This is a genomic window from Lewinella sp., from assembly GCF_050633125.1.
Taxonomy (GTDB): domain Bacteria; phylum Bacteroidota; class Bacteroidia; order Chitinophagales; family Saprospiraceae; genus Lewinella.
In genome coordinates this window covers 37,497-61,388 of sequence record NZ_JBOEFX010000013.1, presented here as the reverse complement: position 1 = coordinate 61,388, position 23,892 = coordinate 37,497, and the positions used below count along the sequence as shown (strand labels likewise).

The 23,892-nt window shown below is 45.4% G+C and carries 10 protein-coding genes; 5 read left to right on the top strand and 5 right to left on the bottom strand.

Annotation, left to right across the window (positions count from 1 at the left end; genetic code table 11):
• Positions 1–59: 59 nt before the first annotated feature.
• From ACRBG0_RS03005 to ACRBG0_RS02990, 4 genes are all read right to left on the bottom strand, one after another.
• Positions 60–1,343: a glycosyltransferase gene (locus tag ACRBG0_RS03005; protein WP_431485448.1), complete on the bottom strand. Its 1,284-nt coding sequence runs from the start codon at positions 1,341–1,343 to the stop codon at positions 60–62.
• 57 nt (positions 1,344–1,400) lie between these two features.
• A complete protein-coding gene (locus ACRBG0_RS03000) occupies positions 1,401–3,476 on the bottom strand; it encodes an HAD-IIB family hydrolase (RefSeq protein ID WP_431485447.1) in 2,076 nt (691 codons plus the stop codon).
• A gap of 215 nt (positions 3,477–3,691) precedes the next feature.
• Positions 3,692–5,317: an ArnT family glycosyltransferase gene (locus ACRBG0_RS02995; RefSeq protein ID WP_431485446.1), complete on the bottom strand. Its 1,626-nt coding sequence runs from the start codon at positions 5,315–5,317 to the stop codon at positions 3,692–3,694.
• Positions 5,318–5,551: 234 nt separating this feature from the next.
• Positions 5,552–6,199, bottom strand: a complete 648-nt coding sequence (locus ACRBG0_RS02990) for a phosphatase PAP2 family protein (RefSeq protein WP_431485445.1) — start codon at positions 6,197–6,199, stop codon at positions 5,552–5,554.
• 147 nt (positions 6,200–6,346) lie between these two features.
• On the opposite strand from ACRBG0_RS02990, the gene ACRBG0_RS02985 reads away from it, so the two are divergent.
• Genes ACRBG0_RS02985 through ACRBG0_RS02975 form a run of 3 tightly spaced genes read left to right on the top strand, consistent with a single transcriptional unit; the run spans position 6,347 to position 14,806 of the window.
• Positions 6,347–7,537 (top strand): hypothetical protein, encoded by a 1,191-nt coding sequence (locus ACRBG0_RS02985; protein ID WP_431485444.1) that lies wholly within the window; start codon positions 6,347–6,349, stop codon positions 7,535–7,537.
• Entirely contained in the window at positions 7,530–9,362 is a 1,833-nt protein-coding gene (locus ACRBG0_RS02980) for a hypothetical protein (protein ID WP_431485443.1), read from the top strand. The genes ACRBG0_RS02985 and ACRBG0_RS02980 overlap by 8 nt, the downstream gene beginning before the upstream one ends.
• Entirely contained in the window at positions 9,353–14,806 is a 5,454-nt protein-coding gene (locus tag ACRBG0_RS02975) for a hypothetical protein (protein WP_431485442.1), read from the top strand. The genes ACRBG0_RS02980 and ACRBG0_RS02975 overlap by 10 nt, the downstream gene beginning before the upstream one ends.
• A 34-nt stretch (positions 14,807–14,840) precedes the next feature.
• Here the strand turns inward: ACRBG0_RS02975 and ACRBG0_RS02970 are convergent, their stop codons facing one another.
• Entirely contained in the window at positions 14,841–17,807 is a 2,967-nt protein-coding gene (locus ACRBG0_RS02970) for a tetratricopeptide repeat protein (protein ID WP_431485441.1), read from the bottom strand.
• 205 nt (positions 17,808–18,012) lie between these two features.
• Between ACRBG0_RS02970 and ACRBG0_RS02965 the strand changes: the two genes are divergently transcribed.
• Both ACRBG0_RS02965 and ACRBG0_RS02960 read left to right on the top strand, forming a co-directional pair.
• Positions 18,013–18,927 (top strand): M23 family metallopeptidase, encoded by a 915-nt coding sequence (locus ACRBG0_RS02965; RefSeq protein WP_431485440.1) that lies wholly within the window; start codon positions 18,013–18,015, stop codon positions 18,925–18,927.
• Positions 18,928–19,278: 351 nt separating this feature from the next.
• Entirely contained in the window at positions 19,279–23,886 is a 4,608-nt protein-coding gene (locus tag ACRBG0_RS02960; protein WP_431485439.1) for a S8 family serine peptidase, read from the top strand.
• The last annotated feature ends 6 nt before the right edge of the window (positions 23,887–23,892 follow it).

The window sequence follows — 23,892 nt, the reverse complement described above, 5'->3', positions numbered from 1 at the left end:
ACCAGACAGCCTGGTGCCGTAGTCGCGTTTGCAACGCAACGCGACTACCGGCATGGCCCCTAAGAAGTGAAAATATTCGATTCTGAATGCTGCCGATTGATCGACTGGTTAAAGATCTGTAACATGCGTTTGGCGATGCCTGTCCAGCCGAAATTGCGGCGTGCAAAACGCGCACCTTCTACCGAAAGTTCATTGCGTAGTTGCTGATACAGTAAGGGCATAGCGCAAATGGCACCAAACTCCAAGGGGCGGTGCGGATCAGCGAATAAGCCTTGGTTGCCAAAGTCCAGCAAGTCTTTCAGGCCGCCATGGACGGTAATGACGGCGGGGGTTCCACAGGCCATGGCTTCTATGGCCACCATGCCAAAGGGCTCGTATCGGGAGGGCATCGCAAAAATGCTAGCGGCACGATAAATATTGGCGAGGTCTTCGTCTGAGATGTAGTTTTTCCAGATAATTTTATCAGCGATGTTCAATTCCTTGGCGAGTACTTTGAGTTTGGCCACTCCTTTACTGTCCTGTTTGGAACCGTCGCCACCAACGGCTGCTACAAGGCGAGCTTCGGGTTTGAGTTCCAGGATAGTAGGCATGGCTTTTAGCATTAGGTCATAGCCCTTGTTGTGGGCCATCCTACCCAGGATAAGAATATCAAAAGGCTCCATGTCGTGATTTTCCCGGATGCGGTCGACCTCTCGGGATGGGACGGGGGTAAAGCGATTTTCGTCAATTCCGGGAGGAATCATGGAGCAGTTCCGCGCCAGCATATCATACTGCTTGGTGAGCAACTCTACCTGTGGAATGGTAGTTGCAACAACGTGGTTACACATCTGGTAAACGAAATACTCTTTCCGGATTCTCTCCTTGAAGCGGTAGGTCGTTTCCATCTTCTTTTCATCCATATCGTTACCCATCGAATGTTGTTTCCACCAACCTAATGAGTGGGGAGTATGGACGTGAGAAATGCCCAATTCCTCCGCGATTTTTTGGCCCGCCCAGCCAGCATCCCAATAGTGGGTGTAGACGATATCGTATTGTTTGCCCGCTTTGCGGATAGCGGCCAGAGTATTAGTTACAAACTGACCAAGATGGTCATGCATATCTTCTTTGCGAATAAATTCTTTGCCTCCAAAAGGAATACGCCAGACTTTGTAGTTCTCGTTGACCTCGTCGTATTCAGGTTGGTCTTCAAACTGGCGGGTCAATAAATCTACCCTTTTACCCAGGCGGCTAAAACGGTCGGCTAGCTCTAAAACATAGACGACTTGGCCACCGGTGTCAGGTTTACCCAACTCGGGCTCGGCAGCAACGTATCCGTGGAGGGAAATCATTAAAATGGATTTCATTTTTGTGGTTTTTTAAGTTTATCAAATAAGCTTACCTGGTAGGGGGAAAGGGGCTTGTTAGACAATTTTAAGTTGATGGCAAGCAGCGATGTATTGAGCCGCCGACCATGCTTGGTAGACTTTTCCCATAGGGTTGCCCGTTTTGCCATGTGCCCATTCGGTAAACTCCCACTCGCCGCTAATGCCTGCTTTGTTGATGAGCGCTAGTTTGTATAGCTCACTCATGGCCATCTCGTGTTGTCCGAGTTTTTCAATAAACTGCACCCAGAAAGCACCGATAAAAGGCCAAATACCACCATTGTGGTAGTGGTTGGGCAGGTTCAGTAGGTTGACAGTGTAGTATGCACGCCAATCTGGGTCACCAGGGCTTACTTCAGGGTAGACATTGCGGATGGGGAAGGGGTCATTCATACCAACCCCAAGCATAAAGCGAAGCGACTTGTGAGCTTTTTCGGGGTCAATTACATTGTAGAGGTAGGCCAAAATATTGCCGTAACTATCACAGCGCCAGCTGAAATCAAAAGGCGTAATTTGGGCAAGGAGGTACTTGGTATCTCCCAGGGAATACTGCTGGTCGGCAAAATCAAACCGCTGCTTTGTTTCTTGTTGGGTACTCGGCCAGAAGTTCGTAACAATCTCCTTACGGATAACCTGTGACCACCTTATATAATCACCTGCTTTGCTGTGGTCTCCCAGAATCTCTAGCAGACGGCCAAAGCAGACATTGGCTCGGTACCACAGTACTTCGTCGTAAAGAACGTGGTAGCTACGACCGAAGAGGTCTGTCCAGTCACCGGCTTCAGGGATTTCCAAAAGTGCGTCGTTGTTGGAATCGTGGGCACTGAGCCAGTCCATTGCTCGTTGTAAATCTGCAAAATGTTCCTTTAAGAAATCAATATCACTGGTTGCGCGGATGTAGTCGTGGAAGGCAATGATTACCCACAATCCACTATCAATAGAACAAATGCCACCCACGCCAGAATAATCCGGACTTTGATCAGACAAACGGACGTTGGCGGGAATTTGGCCATTAATGGAGATGTTGTCCATTAGTGTAACGAGTGTTTGTCGTTGGCATTGGTGAATTTCAGGATCATTGACCAAACTCAGCGAACCAATAACGGTAATGGCCCCATCTCTGGCCCAAACGGAGTGGTAGTTTTCGTCGGTGCCTTCGGCTTCGTTGTATTCAATAGGGCAGGCAAGAAAACCGAGGGGGGAAATATTCTTCTTCAAGGCTGCTACCGCCTGATGGTAGCCTTCTAGGATCAATTCATACTTGGTGTCCTGATGATGAATGGGATGGTCGGTTTGCTGCCGCAGAAAGTGTGCTTCAGGAACTGGGGTGAGCGTCTGTACCTCTTCGAGTGCTTCTTCGGGCAGGATTTTATAAAATACCAAACCTTCGACTACTCCGGTATCTCGGGGGTGTTCTGCGTGGTAGACCTGGAGGTATTTGGTGATGTGATAAAGTTCTTCTCTGGCGTTACTTACGGCAATGCCCTGGATACCTTCTAGTTCAAACATAGCGGCATCGTTGCCACTGTCGCCAGCGACTAAGGTTTGGGCTGTGCTAAGTTCAAGGTGTTTGAGCAACCATTGCAAGGCATTGCCTTTGTTGGCCCACTTGGGAAGGATGTCAAAGTATTTGTCGCCAGAATAAACCAAGTTAATGTCGAGGCCGGCAGCAGCAAATGCTTTTTCAGCTTGGCGTAATTCCGCCGGTTCAGCACCATGAAAGAAGTAGCTGCGTTTGTAGCCATGCTGATATTTGCGAGGCTGTATCTCAATAGGGAAAGGGAGCGAAGCGACCGTTTTCTCTACCAGCTCTAAATCCCACCCTTCATCCAATATCTCATTGAATTCTTTGAGTACTGCCCCTCGATTAAAATCATAGATATGCGTACCTACTCCGCTGATGATGAAGTGGGGCTCGGGGAGCACTCCCTTTTTTATCAGGTTGAGGACATCTCTATAAAGTCGGCCGGTATTGTAGGTGAGGAGGGTATTATGCTGATCACGGTATTTTTCCCAGATAGCGGGAAAGTTTCCATTGAGGCTTCGAAGATCAATTAGTGTATTGTCAATGTCAAAGGATAGCAATTCAATATTGCTTGTTGTAGGTTGGCTCATAAAATAGCTGAAGTAAGATAAATAAACTGTATTAGAGGGTCACCACGGAACATTGTCTGTGGTGATTTCCGATCAATTATTTATTTATACCGACTATAAGCTTGACAGGAATATAAACAATTTACGGGAACCGGCCACTACACAGTGATGGCCACCCATTGTTTTGTAACCAAAGGAAGGAGGTGTAAGTTCGTTTTGGAGAATGACTTTGTTTTTTACAAAGGGGTCACTTGCATAAACACAAAGCCATTTTGCTCGTAAAGCACCCGCAGCTGTGGGTGCCAACTTAATTGTTCTTCCTTGCGAATATTTTTAGTGACAACATAAACGGTTTTGTCCGCTTTGCCCGAAAGTAACCATTCCCTGTCGGCGTGTTGAGGGTGGGTGGGAGGCTGCTTGCGACCATAAAACAAGTGGGCGTAACTTTTGAAACCGACGGTCAGCAAGTAACAATCTTCCTGTTGCTTACTTTCGTAAAAACGAATGGCAGCTCCCTGGCTATACTGTTCTACTTTGGGGATGTAAACCAGGCTGAGTAGCTCTAACCCCAGCAAACAGGTGGCTAAAAGCCCGAAGATGGCCTTTCGTGAACGGCCAAGCAACCATAGACTGACCATTATTCCCAACCAGAACAAAATCCCTAGCAACCACTCCCATCCACCCCAATAAACGTCGGATTGGAGGTTGGCTACCGCAAAGCGGTCTTTGATCATGCCGCTTTCTATGATAGTCGTTTTGTAACGATCCACCAGCGGCAAGGCAGTGAAGAGAAGCCCCAAGACCGTACCGATCAATCCAATGCTCCACTTGAGCCAAGCGGGGAAAGAGGCGTCGCTTTTCTGCCAGTGCCACAGGCCCAATGCGCCCAGATAGGTGAGGGGAAAATAGCACAACGAAGAATAATGAACAATCTTGGTACGAACCAGCGAAAACAGCAAGAGCACCACCCAAAACAGGATTTTCATCCACTTGCCTACTTCTTCCTTGGCTACTGGTTTGCGATAAGCATACAAGAAGAAAAGTGAGGCGGGGAAACACCCCAAAAGCAGGACGATAAAATGGTAATAGAAAGGCCCACCGTGGCCTGCATCCTGTGTTTGTAACAAGCGAATCTGATAGACGATAAAATCAAGGACGACTTCGCCGCGGCCCCTGGCTACTTCAACTAAAAACCAGGAGGCACCTACCGCCAGAAGGCTACCCGTAAAGCTCATGATATGTGACCAATGCAGCAAGCCCTTAAACCGATTACGGCCCCAATAAATGAAGTAAACGAGCCCGAAAATAAGCAAAGCCACCGGCCCTTTCGTCATGATCCCCAAGCCGATAAATAACCCACTCAGGGCCATCAGGCGCACCCCACGGAGCGGCTCCTGATGCGTCCGAATGAGGAAATAGATGCCCGTGAAAATGAAGAAGTTGAACCAAGGGTCAATGATCCCCGACTTGAAGTAAAAATGAGGGAGGAGCGAGGCCGCATATAGCCCAGCCCACCACCAGCCAAAGCGCCGATCATGCCAGCGGGTACCCATCAAAAACAAGGTCATAAGGCTCAGTATACCACAAAGCGCATTGGGCAGGCGGGCAGCAAATTCATTCACGCCAAAGGCTTTCATACTCAGGGCCTGCATCCAGAAAAACAAAGGGGGCTTCTCTTGAAAAGGCTGGTAGTTGATTTGTACGTAAGAGTACTCGCCTGTAGCCAGCATTTCACGCGCCGCTTCCGCAAAGTTGATCTCGTCCCAGTCAAAAAGATGCACACTACCCAGGTAGGGCAGGAAGATCACAGCCGCCAGTAGCGCCAGGAGGAGTAAACTTTTAGTCGAATTAGAAAGATGCAATTGGAAGTTATTTATTCTTTAAGAGTGGTTCTACTTGCCCTAGAGCAAACACATCCAATGAAGAATTTACTAAAAAAAAATAGGATAGAACACTGATCTAACGGATGAAACGGATCAAAACAGATTTTTTATTTTTTTATTGAATAGGCCGTGATAATCCCGTTAAATCCGTCAAATCCGTGTTCTATTAGGTCATATTAGTCGCTGAGAAGTTTTGCCTTACCAGCAAATTTCTCACACTTTCAACCTCCCATCCCACCATTTTCTACTCGTAAACCACCGATGGTACGTCACCAACTGATACACGCCAATAGCGATGCTTATCCCTAAAACAGACCCCACCCACACATCCGCCAGGAAATGCATCGACAAGTACATCCGAGAATAACCAACCAGTAGCGCCAGTACAAAAAATACGATAGATAGCCACGGCTTTTTACAAAATACACTGAGCAGAAAAAAGAAACTAAAAGCCAGTGTGGTATGGCCGGAAGGAAAGGTATTGTATTCGTGCAACCTCACGCCTTCTACAAAATGAAGCGGCGCGTTGAAGTATTGAAAAAATTTGAAAGGACGCATATCATTCACTACAATAGCTTTGAGGATGCTTACCGTCAGTGCACAAATGCCAATATTCAGCCCCAATATCAGACTATAGCGATATTTGAAGAACAATAAGCCTATTATTACCGTACAAGCAACTAGAGGTTCACCTAATTTAGTGATCCAATAGAAAAAGTGATCAAAAAAAGGAGAATGATAATGGTTGATGAACAAGTGGATTTGCCCCTTTCCAAAATACAACCAAATGAATAGCACTGGCAAGAGTACCATCAGGTAAAATCCTAAAAATGGAGCACTGCGGTGATTTAAAGCTTTCAATGGGTACGGTTAAGTTAGTTTGCAGCTGCCAAATTAAGGAAAGACTGACTCAATTTTTGGGAATCGTTAACTTATCCTTATTTTGCTATCCGCACTGTGCTTAAGTTTACCTTTTATGACCCGTATTAATGAATCAGAAAATAGCTAATGGGGGATACTAATGTCGATAATGCCAAAAGCCCCACCTTTAATTTGCCTGATAGGCAGTGGGAGTATTTGTTAGACCGATTGAATAAGGAAGAGACCTTGCTTTTTGTCGGTCCAGGGATATTACCCTTTCCTGGCTACGATTCTCTGGAGGATGCCTTGTGCAAATACCTTCAAGATAAGAGCGGTGAAGAAATGGCACCTTTCATTGATAAATTCTACAGGGACGATAAGTTCTTTATGCTCAATGACCGGGATAAGAATGAGAGCTTATGGAATTTTATGTCGTATTACCGCGACTTCTTCAAAGAGCATAAGGAAGAGTTGGCTGAAGCCAAAAGTGTTTTACGCAAATTGGCAGAAATCCCTTTTTCTACCATTGTAACCCTTAGCCCCAATACCTTGATTGAGGAGGCTTATGGTGAAGACTTTGCTTTTCATACCGATTTTTATAATAAAAAGAAGAAACCGAAGGATTTTGTGCCGGGTCGAAAAGATGACCCTTTGGTTTATTATATGCGAGGCAAAATGACGGCTGATGAAAGCATGGTTATTTCGCATAATGACCTTTTTGATTACCTGGAGTCCATCTATGAGGCCAAGAGTATGGATGCGGATTTAAAAAACCTGCTAAAAAACTCTAAGTACTACATTTTCCTTGGCTTGCCATTGGAATCCTGGTATATGCAACTGTTGGTAAGGATGTTTGATTTTCACGTAGACACTCCTCGGGTTTTAGCGCTTAAAAGATTTCCAGAGCGTTTTTGGGACCAGAAAACAGTTTACGAAGACCTTTATAAACTTAAGTTTTACGATAGTAAGAGCCTGGATTTTATTGATCAATTGCACCAGCGTTGTGAGGATGCCAACTTATTGAAAGAGGTGACAGGAGGGGCTGCAACGGCTAACTTTGATCGCGATGCCGAGCAATTTTTAACCCTGTTGAAGGCAGGACATCATGAACAAAGCCTGAGTGTTCTGGAGGAGCTTTCGGTGAAATACCTGTCAGAACCTGCAAAGTACAGTGAATATTTTGGAGACCTGACGCTTGGAGCCAGTAACTACCGCTCGGCTCACCGCAACTACAATATCAACCTGATTACCTATGATAAATTTCAGGTAGAAGAAGCCAAGCTGACTTCTTTTCTGAATATGCAGTTTGCTAACCTTAAAGCCTTGGTCGATGAGTAAAAGTAAACGTTACCCAGGGCCAAAACCTTTTTCCGCTGATCAGGCCCACTTGTTTTATGGGCGGAAATCCGAAGCTCATCGCTTACGCAGGTTGATTGAAGACAAACAACTGACCGTTTTGTACGGCCGTTCCGGGTACGGAAAAAGTAGTTTGCTTAACGCAGCGGTATTGCCCAAAATGGAGGAGCAGGGCTACCATCTGATCAATGTCCGCCTTGGAGCCTGGACCCCACAAAGCACCAATACGCCGCTGCGGAGTACCGTACAGGCCATCGCAGAAAACCCGACCAATCTGGACAAGACCATTCTTGATGATTTGGTTCAGTGGGATAATTCCTTGTGGTACTACACCAAGACATTCTCTATCAATACCAAAAGGCCCAAGCTGCTTTTTGTTTTCGACCAGTTTGAAGAACTTTTTACGTACCCAAAAAAGGAAATCGAACTGTATGAAAATAGCTTGGCAGAGTTGTTGAAAACCAGTTTGCCACAACGATATCGCGATCAACTTAAACAAAAGAAGGAGTTAGAGGGGCACGCGCAACGAGATTCGGTCTTCCAAAGACTGGATATCAAAATTGTCATTGCTATACGTTCCAACCGTTTCCATTTATTGGAGCGCTTGTCTCCAGCTTTGCCCGATATTTTGCAAAATACGCTGGAACTGGATGCGCTCGAACGGGAAGGCGCCCGCAGTGCTATCGTAGGGCCAGCAGCAGAAAAAGAAGGTGATTACGACACCCCTCCTTTTTCTTATGCCCCGGAAATCCAGGAAGAAATTCTTGACTTTCTAACCCAAGAGGGAAAAATAGAAGGTATTCTTCTCCAAATGCTGTGTTCTTATTTCGAACGACTCATTATTAAAGACCCGCAGAAGAAGTCGATAGAAATATCCGACCTCTTGGTTTCTACAGCTAAGAATGATGAGTTTGGTAATGGGATGGAGGAGATCGTCGACATCTATTACCGCGACCGTATTGATGATTTACCAGATGAGCAGGAAGAGACCGTTAAGCGTTTTATTGAAGACAATCTGGTGCAAAAAGTTGGGAACGGAGGGATGCGCCTGAGTATGCACCAAGCCCAGATCAAAGAACGATTTGGTATTGAGGCAGAAACCTTGAATGCATTGGTTTTTAATGGCCTATTGCGCACGGAGCCTTTCCTTCGTGGTGGCGTAACTTATGAGTTGACCCACGACCGTCTCATTACCCCTGTATTGAAATCCAAAGCAGTCTTTGATGCCGGAGAAGCAGACCGGCTAAAAGAACAACTGGAAGAAGAGGAGCGTAAAAGAAAAATAGCAGAAGGGCTACAGTACAAAGCAGAAGCTGCCATGGCGGAAGCCGAAGAGGAGAGGGCACGGGCGCAAGTAGCTGAAGGAGAAGCCAAAAAAGCCCAGAAAATAGCAGATGAGGCCCGAACTAAAGCAGAAGATCAGCGACAACAAGCACTGGAAGCTAAAAATATAGCAGAACGCAATGAGCTTAAAGCCAAACGACTGGCCTGGATATCAGCGGTCTTGATGGTGCTCGCCGTCGCTACAGGAGTATGGGCCGTGACTAGCTTGAGAACAGCACAAAGTGAAAGGGCAGAGAAAAACCTGATTCTTTGTAAAGAGTATCTCGTGGATGCCCGCCGCCTTATCATCGCCAATTATTGCGATTCAGCAGAGGACAATTTGGATAAAGCGAAATTCCTCATTGAAGCTTATGGTACCGATGGAAAGGAAGAGGTGTCGAGAGCTTACACAAGGGAAAATAAAACACTTGAGCGATTGAATGCGCAAGTGAAAAACAAGAAAATCCAAGGAACATGCAACTGAAAATAATCCTGTTTATCGGCTTCTTGAGCGCGGGCTTGTTTTCTTATAGTCAAAACGAAGCTTACGGAGCATTTGAGCCTTGTGACGAAGAATTACTTTGCCAGGATTTTCTGAAAATTCTCGATAGTACTAGGTATTATTTATCCATAGAAAAAGGTGGATTGGCCTACAGGCAACTGAAAGCATTGGAAGCTTGTGATAAATGCCCGGAACATCAAGATGATCTTGATGCTTTAAGTGATCAGATTATTAAAATATTTGGAGAACAAAACGAAAGCCTCAATGAACTGGTAGTAGAACAACAAGCAACCCTTAATGCACTGCAAAAACGAACAGATGATCTACGCAGAGAACGCAAGAAAGTAAACCAGCAACTTGTCATCAACGAAAGAATGACAAGGGACGCACTGGTGACTAATTACTTGCGCTTGGCGAATAACTATTACAATCAAGGCACTGAGATCGGTCTTGAAGAAGCACGGTGGCTAACAGATTTTGTTTACAATTATGTAGATAGTACGCATCATGAGGTTCGGAAAATGATGCATCGTCTGTTGAATAATCAATTGCTGGAATATATCGATTATGACCCTGACGAAGGGCTGTACGATTACAGCTATGACGAAGAACAATTGGCTTATTCCCGAATTGTAACTGTAGACTGGTCGCCAGATGGTCAATGGTTAGCTGTAGGAATGGACAATGGCCGTATAGTTATCTTTCAGGAAAGTGGAGAGGTCGTTTTCGACGAAGATATTTCAGAATATGATATTTCCGATTTAAACTGGAATTTAGAAAGCAATATTTTGGCCTTTATCAATGGGGGAACCTCCGTGAATTTCCTTAAGGCTTCACCTCAAGGATGGACCTTAACAGATCGAAGCCTAAGTTTATTGAATACGGCAAGTACAGTACGGTGGTCGCCTGTGGTAGCAGATGAGCTAATGGTGTCTACTTTTGACAATGTTATCTATCTGTATGCAAAAGAAGAGGTTTCGCCTAGGCGTACCTATTCAGGCGGGCATGATGATTGGATCAGAGATTTGGCGTGGTCGCCGGATGCTACTCGTTTCGTGTCTTGTGACGATCAAGGGTACGTGGTTATATGGCAAGTAAATACCGGCGAGATTGCCCATCGTCGGAGGGGACATACTGATTATGTTCGCACGGTAGATTGGCACCCTGAAGGGCATACTATTATCAGTGGAGGAGATGACAATCAGTTGGTTTTCTGGGATACCACAGGGCAAGTGGTCAACAGGTTGACTTTTGACGATTGGGTCTATCAAGTGCGTTATACCGATTCTGGAGAAGAGATAGGTCTCGTTACGAATAGCAATACTTTTTATCGCATTACTGCTGATGAGCGGATACCAACGACCTTACCCAATGGGGTCGACCGCTTTGCTTGGCGCGGTAATTATAATACAGTAGAGGGGAATGACCACATGGTTTTGGCGAAAGAGCCTCCTGCTAACTATATCGTTCCGGAAGAACAAGACCTCCAAATGGGGCGCCTGGCTCCGGGGAACTCAGCACTGGAAGAAGGAAGTATCACGCAAACTGATTGGTCGCCGGATGGTAATTTCTTGGCTTACGTAAAAGGCACCAAACTGGAGATAGTAGATGAGGAAAAAATAACCAGTTTCGACCTTTCTGGGATAGAGATATTCAGTATTGCCTGGCACCCCGGCCTTTCTGAGGCTTTACCTAATAGCAATTTTCTGGCGACAGTAGGTTCTGATAATCAGTTGTTGATCTGGGATGTGTCTACGATGACCATTGTTCAAAGTGAAGACCTAGGGGAAACCTCCCGCGATTTGGTTTGGTCGCCAGATGGTAAACTCTTGGCAATCGTTAATGATATTGGCCAACTCATCGTTTATGATATTGAGTTGAATAAACTCTTTGAAATAAAAATTACCAATGATTATCTACGTGCCGTTGATTGGTCATCGAATGGACGGTTTTTAGTTGTAGGGTCAGATGACAATAGCTTAGTGGTATATGATTGGGAGAGGAAAAGAGTTACCGAACGCTTATCTAATCATACGGACTGGATACGAGATGTGCTATGGCTTGATGATACTCATTTTGCTTCTGCTGGTGATGATAGTAAAACCATTGTATGGGAGCTCTCCGGGCGAGAAGGAAAATATCAGCCTTTACAGATACTTGACCGCGTGAAAGGTTTTCATCTTAGTCTTGCTTATTCTGGGGGAACTAGTGGTGGTTTTTTGGCCGTTGGTAATACAAACAATGAAGTTGGGTTTTGGCGATTGAATGCCACCATGAATGCCCAATTTGACACCTTGCTAACGATGGAGTCTCAAATTCACGATCTGGACTGGCACCCACGTTCTGGTAGTTTGGCACTTTCTACTTATTCAGCGATTCCCCAAGAGCTTGATCGGTACTTGAATCTACAGCCTGCCTACGATGCCGAATTAAAGGAAGTCATTTTTAAGAACTTAAGTGAAGCGTTAAATCCGGAAGGAGGGGGCTTGGCATCTTATTTTTACTTGCCTAAGGTTAAGGTGGCCCCCAATCGTTATGACCAATTAGCCTGGTCGGATAGCGAAAGGATCCTTGCTGTGGTTGAAGAAGGAGGTGCACATGATCTGTATAACCATCTGATGGTGCATGACATGAAAGGCAGGGAATTATTATTTGAATTTGCCTTTTCAGAAGAAGATATTGCCCATGTTCTTTTTTCTCCAAACGAGAAGTACTTGGCGATTGCTCCCGCTCAGGATAGGTTTACGTTGTTTCCTCTAGCCGCATCAACGGATACCATTAACATGGAAATAGAGGGGGAAATTATGGATTGGGCATGGTCCGCCAATAGTCGTTATTTGGCTATTCTCGACCGAGAATACGACGTAAACCTTTATGATGTCACTACTCAAACACTAAAAAAATACGCTAGTAGTATCAGTGATTATGACCTTGGCACTGTTCTTTTTCATCCAACAAATGATCAATTGCTGTATATTCTTAGCCACCAGGGCGTCTATGAGGTTCGGACTAATCGAGATACTGAGGCAAGAAGCATTTACCAGTCGACCACTTTTTCTCTTAATGAAACTGGTGTAGGTGCTGCCCGCGGAACCTGGATCAATGGAGGAGATGAACTACTGTATGTACAAAAAGGAGCTGCTCCTCAGCTGTTAGAGGTTACGGCCGGCAATGCAGCTTTGAAATACACGATGGGTGACCCCGAAAATTATTATGCATGGACAGGAGGGGACGCAAACCTATTGTATGAAATTCACCTTATGGATGATGGTGAGTACTTCTTTAATGGCAATGAGTTGGAATACGCTCGTGCTTGGGACATTGATACAGGTAAGCCAATTTCTATACTGAGAGGTGTCCGGAAGCAAGTAGTCAGAGAAATGAAACTGTCTTCTGATGGCCATTACCTGGCAGCAATGGGGGAAGATTTAATTCCATCAGAAGGAAAATACGAAAGGGGAAGTTCCTCTGTAAGTATATGGGATTTGAGAACTCAAAGTGAGATTTTTGAGCTTTCCATTGGAGGGATCAGGCAAATGGCTTTTTCGCCGAAAGGCAACTACCTGTATACCTACTTTGCGAATGGGCAGGTAGGAATATGGCCATTGTTTACGCCAGAAATCAATTACTATTTCGCCAATTCGGGAAAAGACCGTTACCTCGAACAACTTTCTTCAAAAGATAATCAACCATTTCGTAATCGTATTGAAGAATGGGAGCTGGAAAAAGGGGTCAATTTTCAGGAAGAAGCCAATTTCGAGTTACTCAAAACACGAGAAATCGCGAGAATCCGCCAGAATTGGGGTGAATATTACGTGGATCAGGCTTGGCTAAGTAGTGACAAACAGGTAGCTACCGCACTTTTTGATAAAGCCAGTTCTTTGCATTTTCGGAAGGGAACCAGCCAGATTCGTCCTGTTTCCTCTGATACGCTCGCAATGATTAATATTTGGATTGAGCAAACCTATTTTAGGTTAGGGCAGAAAGATGACCAGGCTGCAGAGGTGGCCTTACGTAAAGCAACGCGATTACAACCCCAGTTGAAGCGCCTGGAAATGTTACACCTGCTACTCGATTGGCAAGAAGGGCAGAGAGAAAAGGTTGTTGGAGCCCTGCTTAATGGCGAAGTTTTAGCCTTGCTCGAAGAATATGCAAATTGGGATCGGCGGGATATTCATCTTCAGGATGAAATTCTTTTTCAACGTCTTACAGCCCTTATGCAATCCTTGCCCGATCCGTTGTCGCCTGCATCGGCACCTCGTTTTGCCGATGAAATACAAGGTTTTTCAGCTCCTGTCCAGGAAGAATTGCTTTTGATGTATTATCGGGTAAATACAGAGCATCCAGCATTGGATACCGATGGCAAGCGGCAGGCATTCTACGATGAAGCGGTCCGCTTTTATGGTGATCGTTGGGAGAAAACACAGCAAGAAGAAAGCAGTCTGGAGGATTATATTCTTTTCAACTACTATTTGCAGCAATTAGAATTGCGTAAAGACAAGACAACAAAAGCAGCAGCAAGTGTTGGTCGAGGTCGAAAAGGAGCAGAGCAATTACTTGTTATTAGTCCTGAAAATATCGGTTATCAGGAAACATACCTCAATATCTTGGCCGAAGAAGCTTTGGTCAAATTAAAGTTGAATGCTCGTAATGCAAGTGATGTCAAGGCAGAGTTGACTGCTGCTAAACAGAGATACGCCACAGTAGAGTCTCCTTATCTAACGATGGAACTGGCGAATGCCAAATTGATACTAGGGGAGAGAAAAGAAGCGTACCTCGATTATTATTCTCTCTTGGAAACCTATGGATACAGCGGCGTTGAAAATCTCATTTTAGAAGAAGTAGGGGCCTTGGCTCGCGGGGAAGTTGCCCAGACTCAAGCTGCGCTACAGCTGTATAATACCTATCGAACAGACAAGCAAGACTTCAGAGAGAGTGTTGTTTATTTTGAGGAAACTGATTTAGAAGGCAATACAGACTTTCTCAACGAGACCTATTGGTCGGCGTACCAAAGTGCCAAAGAATGGTATGAATCTTCAATGGCACTCAATGAGGTAGGCATGCTCCCAAAAGACTCTTTGCTGAGTCATAGTTTGGAGTTTAACCATACGGCCGGAGACTATGTATACATTTTGCTATACACAGGTAGTTGGGAAGACGCGCAGCAACCCGTCAAGGATATGCAAGAGTACCTCTCGCAGTATCGTTGGCCAACAGCAGTAGAAGCTGTTTTGGCTGTTCTCAAAGACGATTGGTCCACGACTCGTAATCGGTTAAATCAAGTCGCTAAGCTCCCTAACGACGGGATTCGGCAAGATGCCTACCCTACTTTGCGAGAGTTTTTACTTAACCTCCCGCCAGGAGTGCAGCAACATCTCAACTTCCAGAAGCGAAGCGAGCAGTGGAATAATCAACTAAGGAATTAAAAAAAGCTGCTGGGGTTTCCCAGCAGCTTTTTTTCTAGTAACTCTCCTGAAAGAAAGCAGGATAGCCATCGACAGAACGATTTCTCAACACCTCGCGGTAATTACTCTGGGTGATTGGTAAGATTTGGAAAGGAACCTCACCGGGATTGATGAAGTCTGCTCCATTCTTTTGAACACCATCGTAATAAGACATGGCGGCATCTTTGTCCTTGAAACGGCGTAATACCAGCACAGGAACGTCATTGCTCTGGCCGAGGTAAACATTGGAGATTCGCAGTTTATCCAAGTTGTGGTATTTACGGTTGTAGTCAGAAACCTTGATCTTATTAGCGTTAAGGTCAATGTCATCTGATTCAAAGACGATGATCACGTAGTGAAGCTCATTGTCTGCAACCTGGAAAGCACCGCTGGTTTCCTGGGTATTACCAGGTAAACTGGCTCCTGCGCCCCCTAAAAGGCGTAAGATTTCCTTCGCACGCGTTTCTTCCGGAGAACTGGGGTAAGTCGCAATGACCTTTTGTAGTTCACTGATATAGGCTTCCTTCCCTTCTGTACTACCGGTACTCATGGCTGTGAGTAGTGCATAGCGAGGTTTTAAAGGGTGCTGCCCAATCAAGCGACCAGCATTGGTTTTGGATTGGGTGATTACCTGCTCAAACTGTCCTTGTTCAAAAAGCTGGTAGACTTCATCGTAAGTACGATTAAGCTGCCGTTCTCCATCCATGAACTCTTGTGCATAGTTGGGGTTTATTAGAATTTGCCCAAACGTAGAGGTAGGGTATTTCTGCAAAATCTTATCCTTGTAGACTTGAGCCTCGCTAGCGTTGTTAAGGTCGGAATGAGCAAGGTAGAGGTAGTACCAACTGTCCAATTCGTGGATGTGCCCAGGGAAACGTTCGTTGAGTTCTTCCAGAATATCTACACACTTCTGGTTATTTTCGAGTCGGTCACGATAGAGTCGACCCAGTTCAAACATGGCCTTTTTAATTTGTAGGCGAGCACCTTCCTGAGCACCATTATCCTTGGGAACATCAGAAAGAATCTTATCGATTTGTTCCTGGGTTAGCAGGTTGAGATCGATTTCTTCAGCTTCTTCTACGGTGTCAAAGCCAGCGTCTGCACGGTTACTACGTCGCCAGTTGTCTTCCAGTGGGCGGTCTCCCCAGCGGCGATCGAATTCCCGAGCACCACGCTTCATCACGCGATCATCGTAAGCGAAGAAGCTAGATTCTGTACGCAAGGAAGGGCCAGCAGAAGGTCCTCCAGACATCGCTACCCGAGCAGTCGACGAGTTAAATTTATCGCGGCCAGTATTGGCATCATCTATTTTACCAACGCCTTTAGCTTCATAGAGCTTCTTCGCAAGCTCGGCTTGTTCTTCCGGGGTCATTTCTGCAATTCTCAGAAGACTATCCTGTAGGGTAATCGTTTCCAGATTGCGAGCAATATCTACCAGGTTATCGCGCAAGCGTTCTGTTGCAGGAAAGCGTTCATCACCGGGATTCATTACGCTAAGTGCACTATCGAAATAGGTCTTAGCAGCAAGGTAATCCTCCTTGGCATAATAAAGGCTTCCAAGGATATAGTAGGCTTCGGCTTGTTGAGCAGCGTTAGAGCTGCCTACACTCAGGCTCTGTTCAAGTAAGACGATACCTTCTGCCTCATTGCCCTGGGCAAGCTGAATGCCAGCCATTGCAAAGTAAATCTGATCTTGATAAAGTTCATTTTTCTCGTCTTTGAGCATGCGCTCCAGGTTGGCGATTGCTTCTTCGGCAGAACCCTTGCCTGATAGGTAAGCGTTTTGCGACATGTTTAGGCGAGCAGCAAACTCCATTGCGTAAGCTGGCTTGTATCTCACTACTTTTTGGTAAGCAGTATAAGCGCCTTCACTATTACCTAGCTGTTGATAAAGCTGCGCCTGAATAAAGGAAAAGCGAGCTTTGTCCTCTTTGTTTTCTGCACGATCAACAGCTTCATCCAAGGCTTGAGCTGCTATATCGTAATCCCCTTCTTTAATTGCCAGGTGTGCCATGGCAACAGCTATTTCACTACGCAAATCGTTGAAAGTAGCCGGGTTTTTCTCCATCTGGTTAAGAATGCGACGAGCTGCATTGTAGTTGTCTCTTTCGATGTAGGTTCTTGCTAGCCACAATTGCCCTTCCTGATAAGCTGGGCGGTGTTTGAGGCGGTATTGGTCGGTATCTCCATCGACACCTCCTGTAACAGGATCTTTCGAAAGGCGGACCATACCTACTGGAGGCAATTCGTCGGTTTCTGTCGCGGCGGGCTCATCGGTAGTAGGGGTAGGCTTTGGTGTTTCATCAGGAACTTCGGGGTCCTTGGGTGGGGTCTTGCCCTGGCGGCGTGCCTTCTGCCTTTGCTTTTTACGTTTTTGAACCTCCCTGTTGTATTTTTTACGAGCTCTCTGACGTTGCTTAGTCGTCAAAGGCTTTTCGCCTTCCAAACCAGCAGACGTACTGGTGTTTTTGCTTCTTCCCGAGTTTCTGCTAGCGCCAGATTTTCCTTTGCGGCGGCTATTTTTTTCTTGCTCGACTTTAGCAGCTTTATCCTCAGGCGGATATTCGTTTAGGAGAAACCGGAAAGCTTTTTCAGCACTTTCGTAATCCTGTTTGAGGTAAAGCGCTTTCCCTGCCAAAAGATAACAATCATCAGACCATTGGCTATAAGGATGAAGGTTGATAACGACGGTTACCTTCTTGAGGGCCTCGTCGACTTGCTCTGCAATGACCTTGGGGTTGTCTACTTCCGTGTATTCGTAAATATCCAGCAACTCAAGATAATTATCCTGATGCTGCTCTGCCAGTTGCAATTTCGAAGCTTCAATGATTTCATTGGCATTGAAATAGCCATTATAGTGAGCAGTGGTATTGTGCCATAACTTACCTACGGTCGTTAGCTCTCCTTTCTTCTTTTGGGTAGTACAAGCCGTAAGTACTACCATGCTGATTGCAATCCAAAAGAGCTTGTTAATCTGTCTCAAGCCAAGTGATTTTTGTGATGAGCAAAGAATTATTCACTTATCTTTGCCGAAATTCTAACAAAGGTATTTTTAATTGTCCATACTTCAAACCCTAAAGAAAGTCGTTTAAGTCTCCAAATCATTGATTTTAACGACTGAATGAAGAATGTGTCCAATTTAATCCACCTTAGTAAACGTGGAAAAGCAGGTAGAAGTATAGAATACTATGGAAGATTTAGAGGGAAAACAAGGAAGTAGCGCCTGGCAGCGCTGGAGAGCTAGCCTCAACAACCGTTACCGAATGTCGGTAATGAACGAAGATACTTTTGAAGAGGTGCGTTCTTTTCAGCTTAGTTTGATGAATGTTTATCTGGCACTGAGCAGTATTGTGGTATTGGTGGCATTAATCGTCGTTGTGCTGATCGCCTTCACGCCATTGAAAAAATACTTGCCCGGTTTTGGTGATGTGGTTGCTCGCGAAGAATTGATGGAGCTATCCTCTGAAATTACTTCCCTTGAAAGGGAATTAGAAGCTCAAACAGCCTACGCTGATAATTTTCGCAACCTCTTATTGGGGAAATACCAATCGGTATTAGAATCACAGCAAGGGATTGATTCTGCCGCTTTAGAGAACCTGGATAATATTGAAGAAGTCACCATCTCAGCAGAAGAAATGCAGCTGCGCCGAGAGATGGAGCTGGAATCTGTAGGTGCAGCTGCACGTAATGCCCGCCAGCAACCTATCTCAGGTAGTCGTGATATTCCGTTGGAGCAATTGTTTTTTGTTGCCCCGATACGGGGCGAAATTATCGGTGGCTTTGAGTTGGATGAAAACCACAATGGGGTCGATATTATTGCAGCTAAAGGAACAGCTGTCAAGGCTGCAATGGATGGCTTTGTTATTCTTTCTGATTATACTTATGATACGGGGTATACTATAGGAATTCAACATCAAAATGGCGTGATTTCTTTTTACAAGCACAACCAAGAGTTACTCAAAGAAGTAGGGAGCTTTGTAAAAGGCGGTGAAGCGATAGCAATCATCGGAAACACGGGGCATCAGACAACAGGCCCACACTTACATTTTGAACTATGGTGGCACGGAATTCCCGTCGATCCGGTTGATTATATTAGATTTTAGTAATTATATTGAATTAATGCAGCGATTGAGTAAACGGTTGCTTTAGAGTAAGGAGTGGTAGTAAAAAGACAGCTATTTCCTTTTTGAGCCGAAATTTTACTTTTTGTTTCAAGCCTAATTCAAGGAAGGCGCAAGCCCTTAGTGTATTAAACATTATTTTTTTACTTATATTTGTAATTCAAAGCTGTCCCCAGTAATGTCTTATTTTGCTTTTTTATGCTTTGAAACACTGTATTTACCGTAAAACATAGCCGGCGCAACTACTCGTCGGTTTTTCCATCTGATGCAAAGGTGAGGATGAGCAATTGAATGTTCAACCTATCCGTCCAAACATTTTTTAAACACAGAACTATGCGATACCTGGTATGGCTGAGTTTGGTGTGCGTACTATCTAGAGCAGGATATAGTCAGAATGGAAATGGGATATTATTGAATAATGAACTCATTGCGACACCCTCTGTTCAAAGGAACACACTCCCGACATATTGGCCGGAAAATAATTGTGACCCACTTAATGGCTGTTATGCTATTGTTCAATTTGAAGGAATAGCTTCAGATGAACGAAAAATTGAATTAGCCGAAATTGGCCTTTCCTTTCATAAATACTTGAATAACTACGCTTACCTGGTGAGCAATACACAGCCGGATGACTTTCTTCTACAGGAAGATATGATTCAGGTTGTTCCGCTAGAGGCCCAACATAAAAGGCCAAATGCTCCCCTTAATTTTGGCAGCGGCGAAGAGAATACTACCACCTATCATCTCATTGGCGTACCGTTTCCTGGGGTCAGTCTTTTGCAGTTAGCACAAGCACTTGAAAACGAAGGGGCTTCTATTTTATCGTTCCAAGAGAAATGGCTGACTTATGAAATTGCTATTGATGACTTGTCTCTAGCATTGTCCTGTCCACTTTTGAAGTATACGGAAGCTGCTCCTGTTGCCCCTATTCCGGAAGGGAATATTGGGCGTCTCAGTAGTAGGATTATCCGTTCTTTTACCGGTTTACCTTATACTGGAGAGGGAATGGCAATTGCTATCGGTGACGACGGAGGTGTGGTACATCTTGATTTCCATGGCCGGCTTGTTGATCACACCCAGTACGATACGGGCAGTCATGCGGAGATGACCAGTGGTATGGCCGCTGGAGCAGGGAATATCAATCCTGCTACAGCGGGAAGTGCCCCGGGAGCAATGATTCACCTTTTTGACATAAGCTCCTACACCCATGTAGATCTTGCACCACTTCATTTTGAAGATTTTGGCACAGCAATCACTTCCACTTCATTTGGAGAAGGATGTGGGGAAGTATACGAACAGTCAACCGTTACGATTGACGAGCAGGTATTCAATAACCCACATTTATTACATGTGTTTTCTGCGGGAAATCATGGCACCGATCCTTGTTATAACCCCTACAGTTGGTTGGGTGCCAATGAGTCGGGTAACTATTACGCTACGATTACGGGCGGCCGTAAGGCTGGAAAGAATGTTCTTGCGATAGGAAATATTGATTGGAACGATGAATTATTGTCCAGTAGCAGCCGAGGCCCAACACCTGATGGTAGAATTAAGCCTGACCTTAGTGCTTTAGGGCAAAATGATTACACTACTGGCCCTAATAATTCTTACCGCTATAGTTCTGGAACCTCAGCAGCAGCACCTAATACTGTCGGAGCTTTTGCTATACTCTACGGTTACTACCGGGAAACCCACAATAATGCTTACCCTTCCTCTGCGTTAATCAAGGCACTTGCCTTGAATACTGCGGATGACCTAGGAGTTGCTGGCCCCGATTTTCATTATGGCTGGGGGCGTATGAATGCTCGTAAGGCGCTGGCTAGTTTGCAAGCTGAAAACTACCTTCAAGGAACAATTTCACACCAACAAACGCAGTCTTTTCAGTTGGCGATCCCCAGTGGTGCTCAACGCGTAAAAGTCATGTTGTACTGGCATGATCCTGCGGGCAGTGTGTTGAGTGCCAAGGCTTTAGTGAATGATCTGGATTTGCGGGTAGAAAAGCCGAATGGTCAACAGCAATTGCCTTGGATACCGAGTGCATTCCCCCACCTTGATAGCTTGGGAAGAGCTGCGCTTCCTGGTCTAGATCGCCTCAATAACGTTGAGCAGGTAGTAATTGATCAACCTGCTGCTGGTTATTACAACCTCATCGTAGAGGGATTTGAAGTACCTGAAGGACCACAGAATTACTATGTGGTATATGAAATAGAAATGTCTCCTATGGAGCTGCTTAGTCCTCAGGTAGGGGAGACGTATGTACCTGGTGAAGAGACGATGATTGTTTGGGATGCAGTGACCACTGGTCAATCATTTTCCCTTGATGTTTCGTACAACAATGGTCAAAGCTGGTCTAATCTGGCGACCAACTTGGCACCAACGACCCGTTCTTATGTATGGTCAGTACCGAATAACGCGACCAGCCAGTTGAAGTTTCGCCTCCGCCGGGGAAGCACGACTTTGGTTTCGCAGCAGCGGGGTGTTATATCTTCGGTTCCAGAATTTACGGTAGACTATCAGGATGCCAGCACGGCGCTGGCTAGTTGGGAACCGGTACCTGGTGCGGTTGCTTATGAAGTCTTTCGGCTTGGAGATCAATACATGGAAGTTGTTGGAAATACTACCGCCTTGAGTTTTGAATTAGATGCCGTCATTGGCGAAAAATATTGGCATTCAGTAAGCCCGGTTTTCCCTAATGGCTTGAGTGGTCGTCGTGCGAATGCACAGGAATACGAGCACTTTGGTTGTGAAACGGTGGTAACGCTCGCCTTACAATTTGACCTTTATCCTGGAGAAACCTCTTGGTATATCCTGGATGCTACTGGAGCAATAAGAAATTCAGGAGGCCCCTACACTGGGGTGCCTGCCTTTAGTTACCAAGAGGAGACGATTTGCCTACCGCCTGGCTGTTTTACGTTAGTCGTTACGGACGCTTATAGTGATGGAATGTGTTGTACCAATGGTGATGGCTGGTTCCGCCTTACAGATGGTTTCGACAATGAACTGGTCGCTGGCGGTGAATTTGATGCTATTAGTTACGATCTTTTCTGTGTGGAAGAAAATGGTACTCCACCACTTCAAGCAACGACTACGATTATCAATCGAATTGATTGTTCAGGTGATCTCACAGGAGCGCTGGGCGTAACCGCTACCGGAGGAAGTGGTAGTTACACTTATATGTGGAGTACAGGAAGTCAGCAAACAACGATTACAGGCCTTGGCGCTGGCTCTTATACTGTCCAGATTAATGATGGTACCCAAACAATTACTCGTTCTGTTATGCTGACAGAGCCAGAACCTTTGCATTATAACTATTCTGTAATGCCTGCCATTTGTGCACAAGGAAGTATTACACTTCTGCCTGATGGAGGTACAAGTCCTTATCAAATTGACTGGGCTGATGGAGCAGTAGGAGGTATTCGAACCGGACTTGTTGCCGGTGATTACTATGCAATGATTACGGATGCCAAGGGGTGTTTTACCACCGCTAATATTTCGGTTGGGGGTGCTCCACCTTTGGCCGTTTCGTTAAATGGTCAATCACCTAATTGTCAATTTGCAAATAGTGGCAGTATTAGCGCTACGGTTTCTGGTGGAAGTGGGAATTATTCCTACCTCTGGAGTAACGGTGCTACTGGCAGTAACTTTATTGGCGGGCTTCCGGCTGGAAATTATTCTCTTACGGTTACAGACGGCAACTGTTCAATGGTGGCGTCTATCCAGTTGGTGAGCCCTGTTGGCCTTTCTGTATCAGGAACCAGTGTTGATCCACTTTGTTTCAATGGTCAAGATGGTTGGATTGCCCTTGAGGTAAATTCAGGTACTGCTCCCTTCTCTTATTTTTGGGCAGATGGAAGTCAGGACGCTATCCGTTCAGGATTGAATAGTGGCGTGTATTTGGTAACGATTACAGATGCTGCTGGCTGTAGTGCTGTGCGTGGTTTTCCGCTGGGAAATCCTCAGGAATTGGAGTTAGGCGTAAGCGTTACCCATGCTACTACCGGAGATAATGGCGCTATTGAAATTACCGTCAACGGAGGAGTAGGCCCTTATGCCGTCGATTGGGAGCATGGTGGCCAAGGGCAGCAGATATCGAATCTTTCGCCAGGGCAATATATCGCTCATGTTACGGATCAAAACGGTTGCCAGACCAGTACCGAAGTTTGGGTTAATGATGAAAGTACGGATGGCCCAGGCCTAGTGTATTGTGAGTCTCAGGGAGCAAACACGAACTATGAGTGGATAAGCGCAATTTTTGTCAATGGCAACAATTATGCCAGCGGTAACGATGATGGTTATGGAGATTATACTTCCATTGTTTTGCACCTGCAAAAAGATGCTACACACAACCTGAAGTTGGTGCCAGGCTATACCAGCACGAATTATAACGAGTTCTGGAGGGTATGGATTGATTATAACCGCGACGGAGATTTTGCGGACCCAGGAGAAGAGGTCACATCAATCGGCCCTCGGGCAGGTTCCGTCAACACTCAATTTACACCTCCGGAAAATGCTCAGGGTACTACTCGTATGCGAATTTCTATGCGTTATGGCAGTCCTGCTTCTTATTGTGCGAATATCAGTTACGGTGAAGTAGAGGACTATACCATCGAATGGATAGAAGGTGATAATGCCAATAATGGAAATATGAACCTGCAGACTTGGCCGAGTATTTCGCAGAATACCTCTGGTGTAGGTTTATGGTCTGTTTATCCAAACCCAACAGCGAATGATGCTCAATTGAGCGGTTGGACCAAGACGGAGGAAGATGTAGAAATGTTCTTGCAGGATGCGCATGGGCGTATCATCAAGAAAGATTATATCCAGTTAGATGGCGGTGACTTCACAATGCCAGTGAAAATGGATTACCTGCCACCGGGTAACTACCAGGTAGTAATTCAAGGAGCCACTTGGCAGGAAACGCTACGTTTGTTTAAATATTAGCAAGCC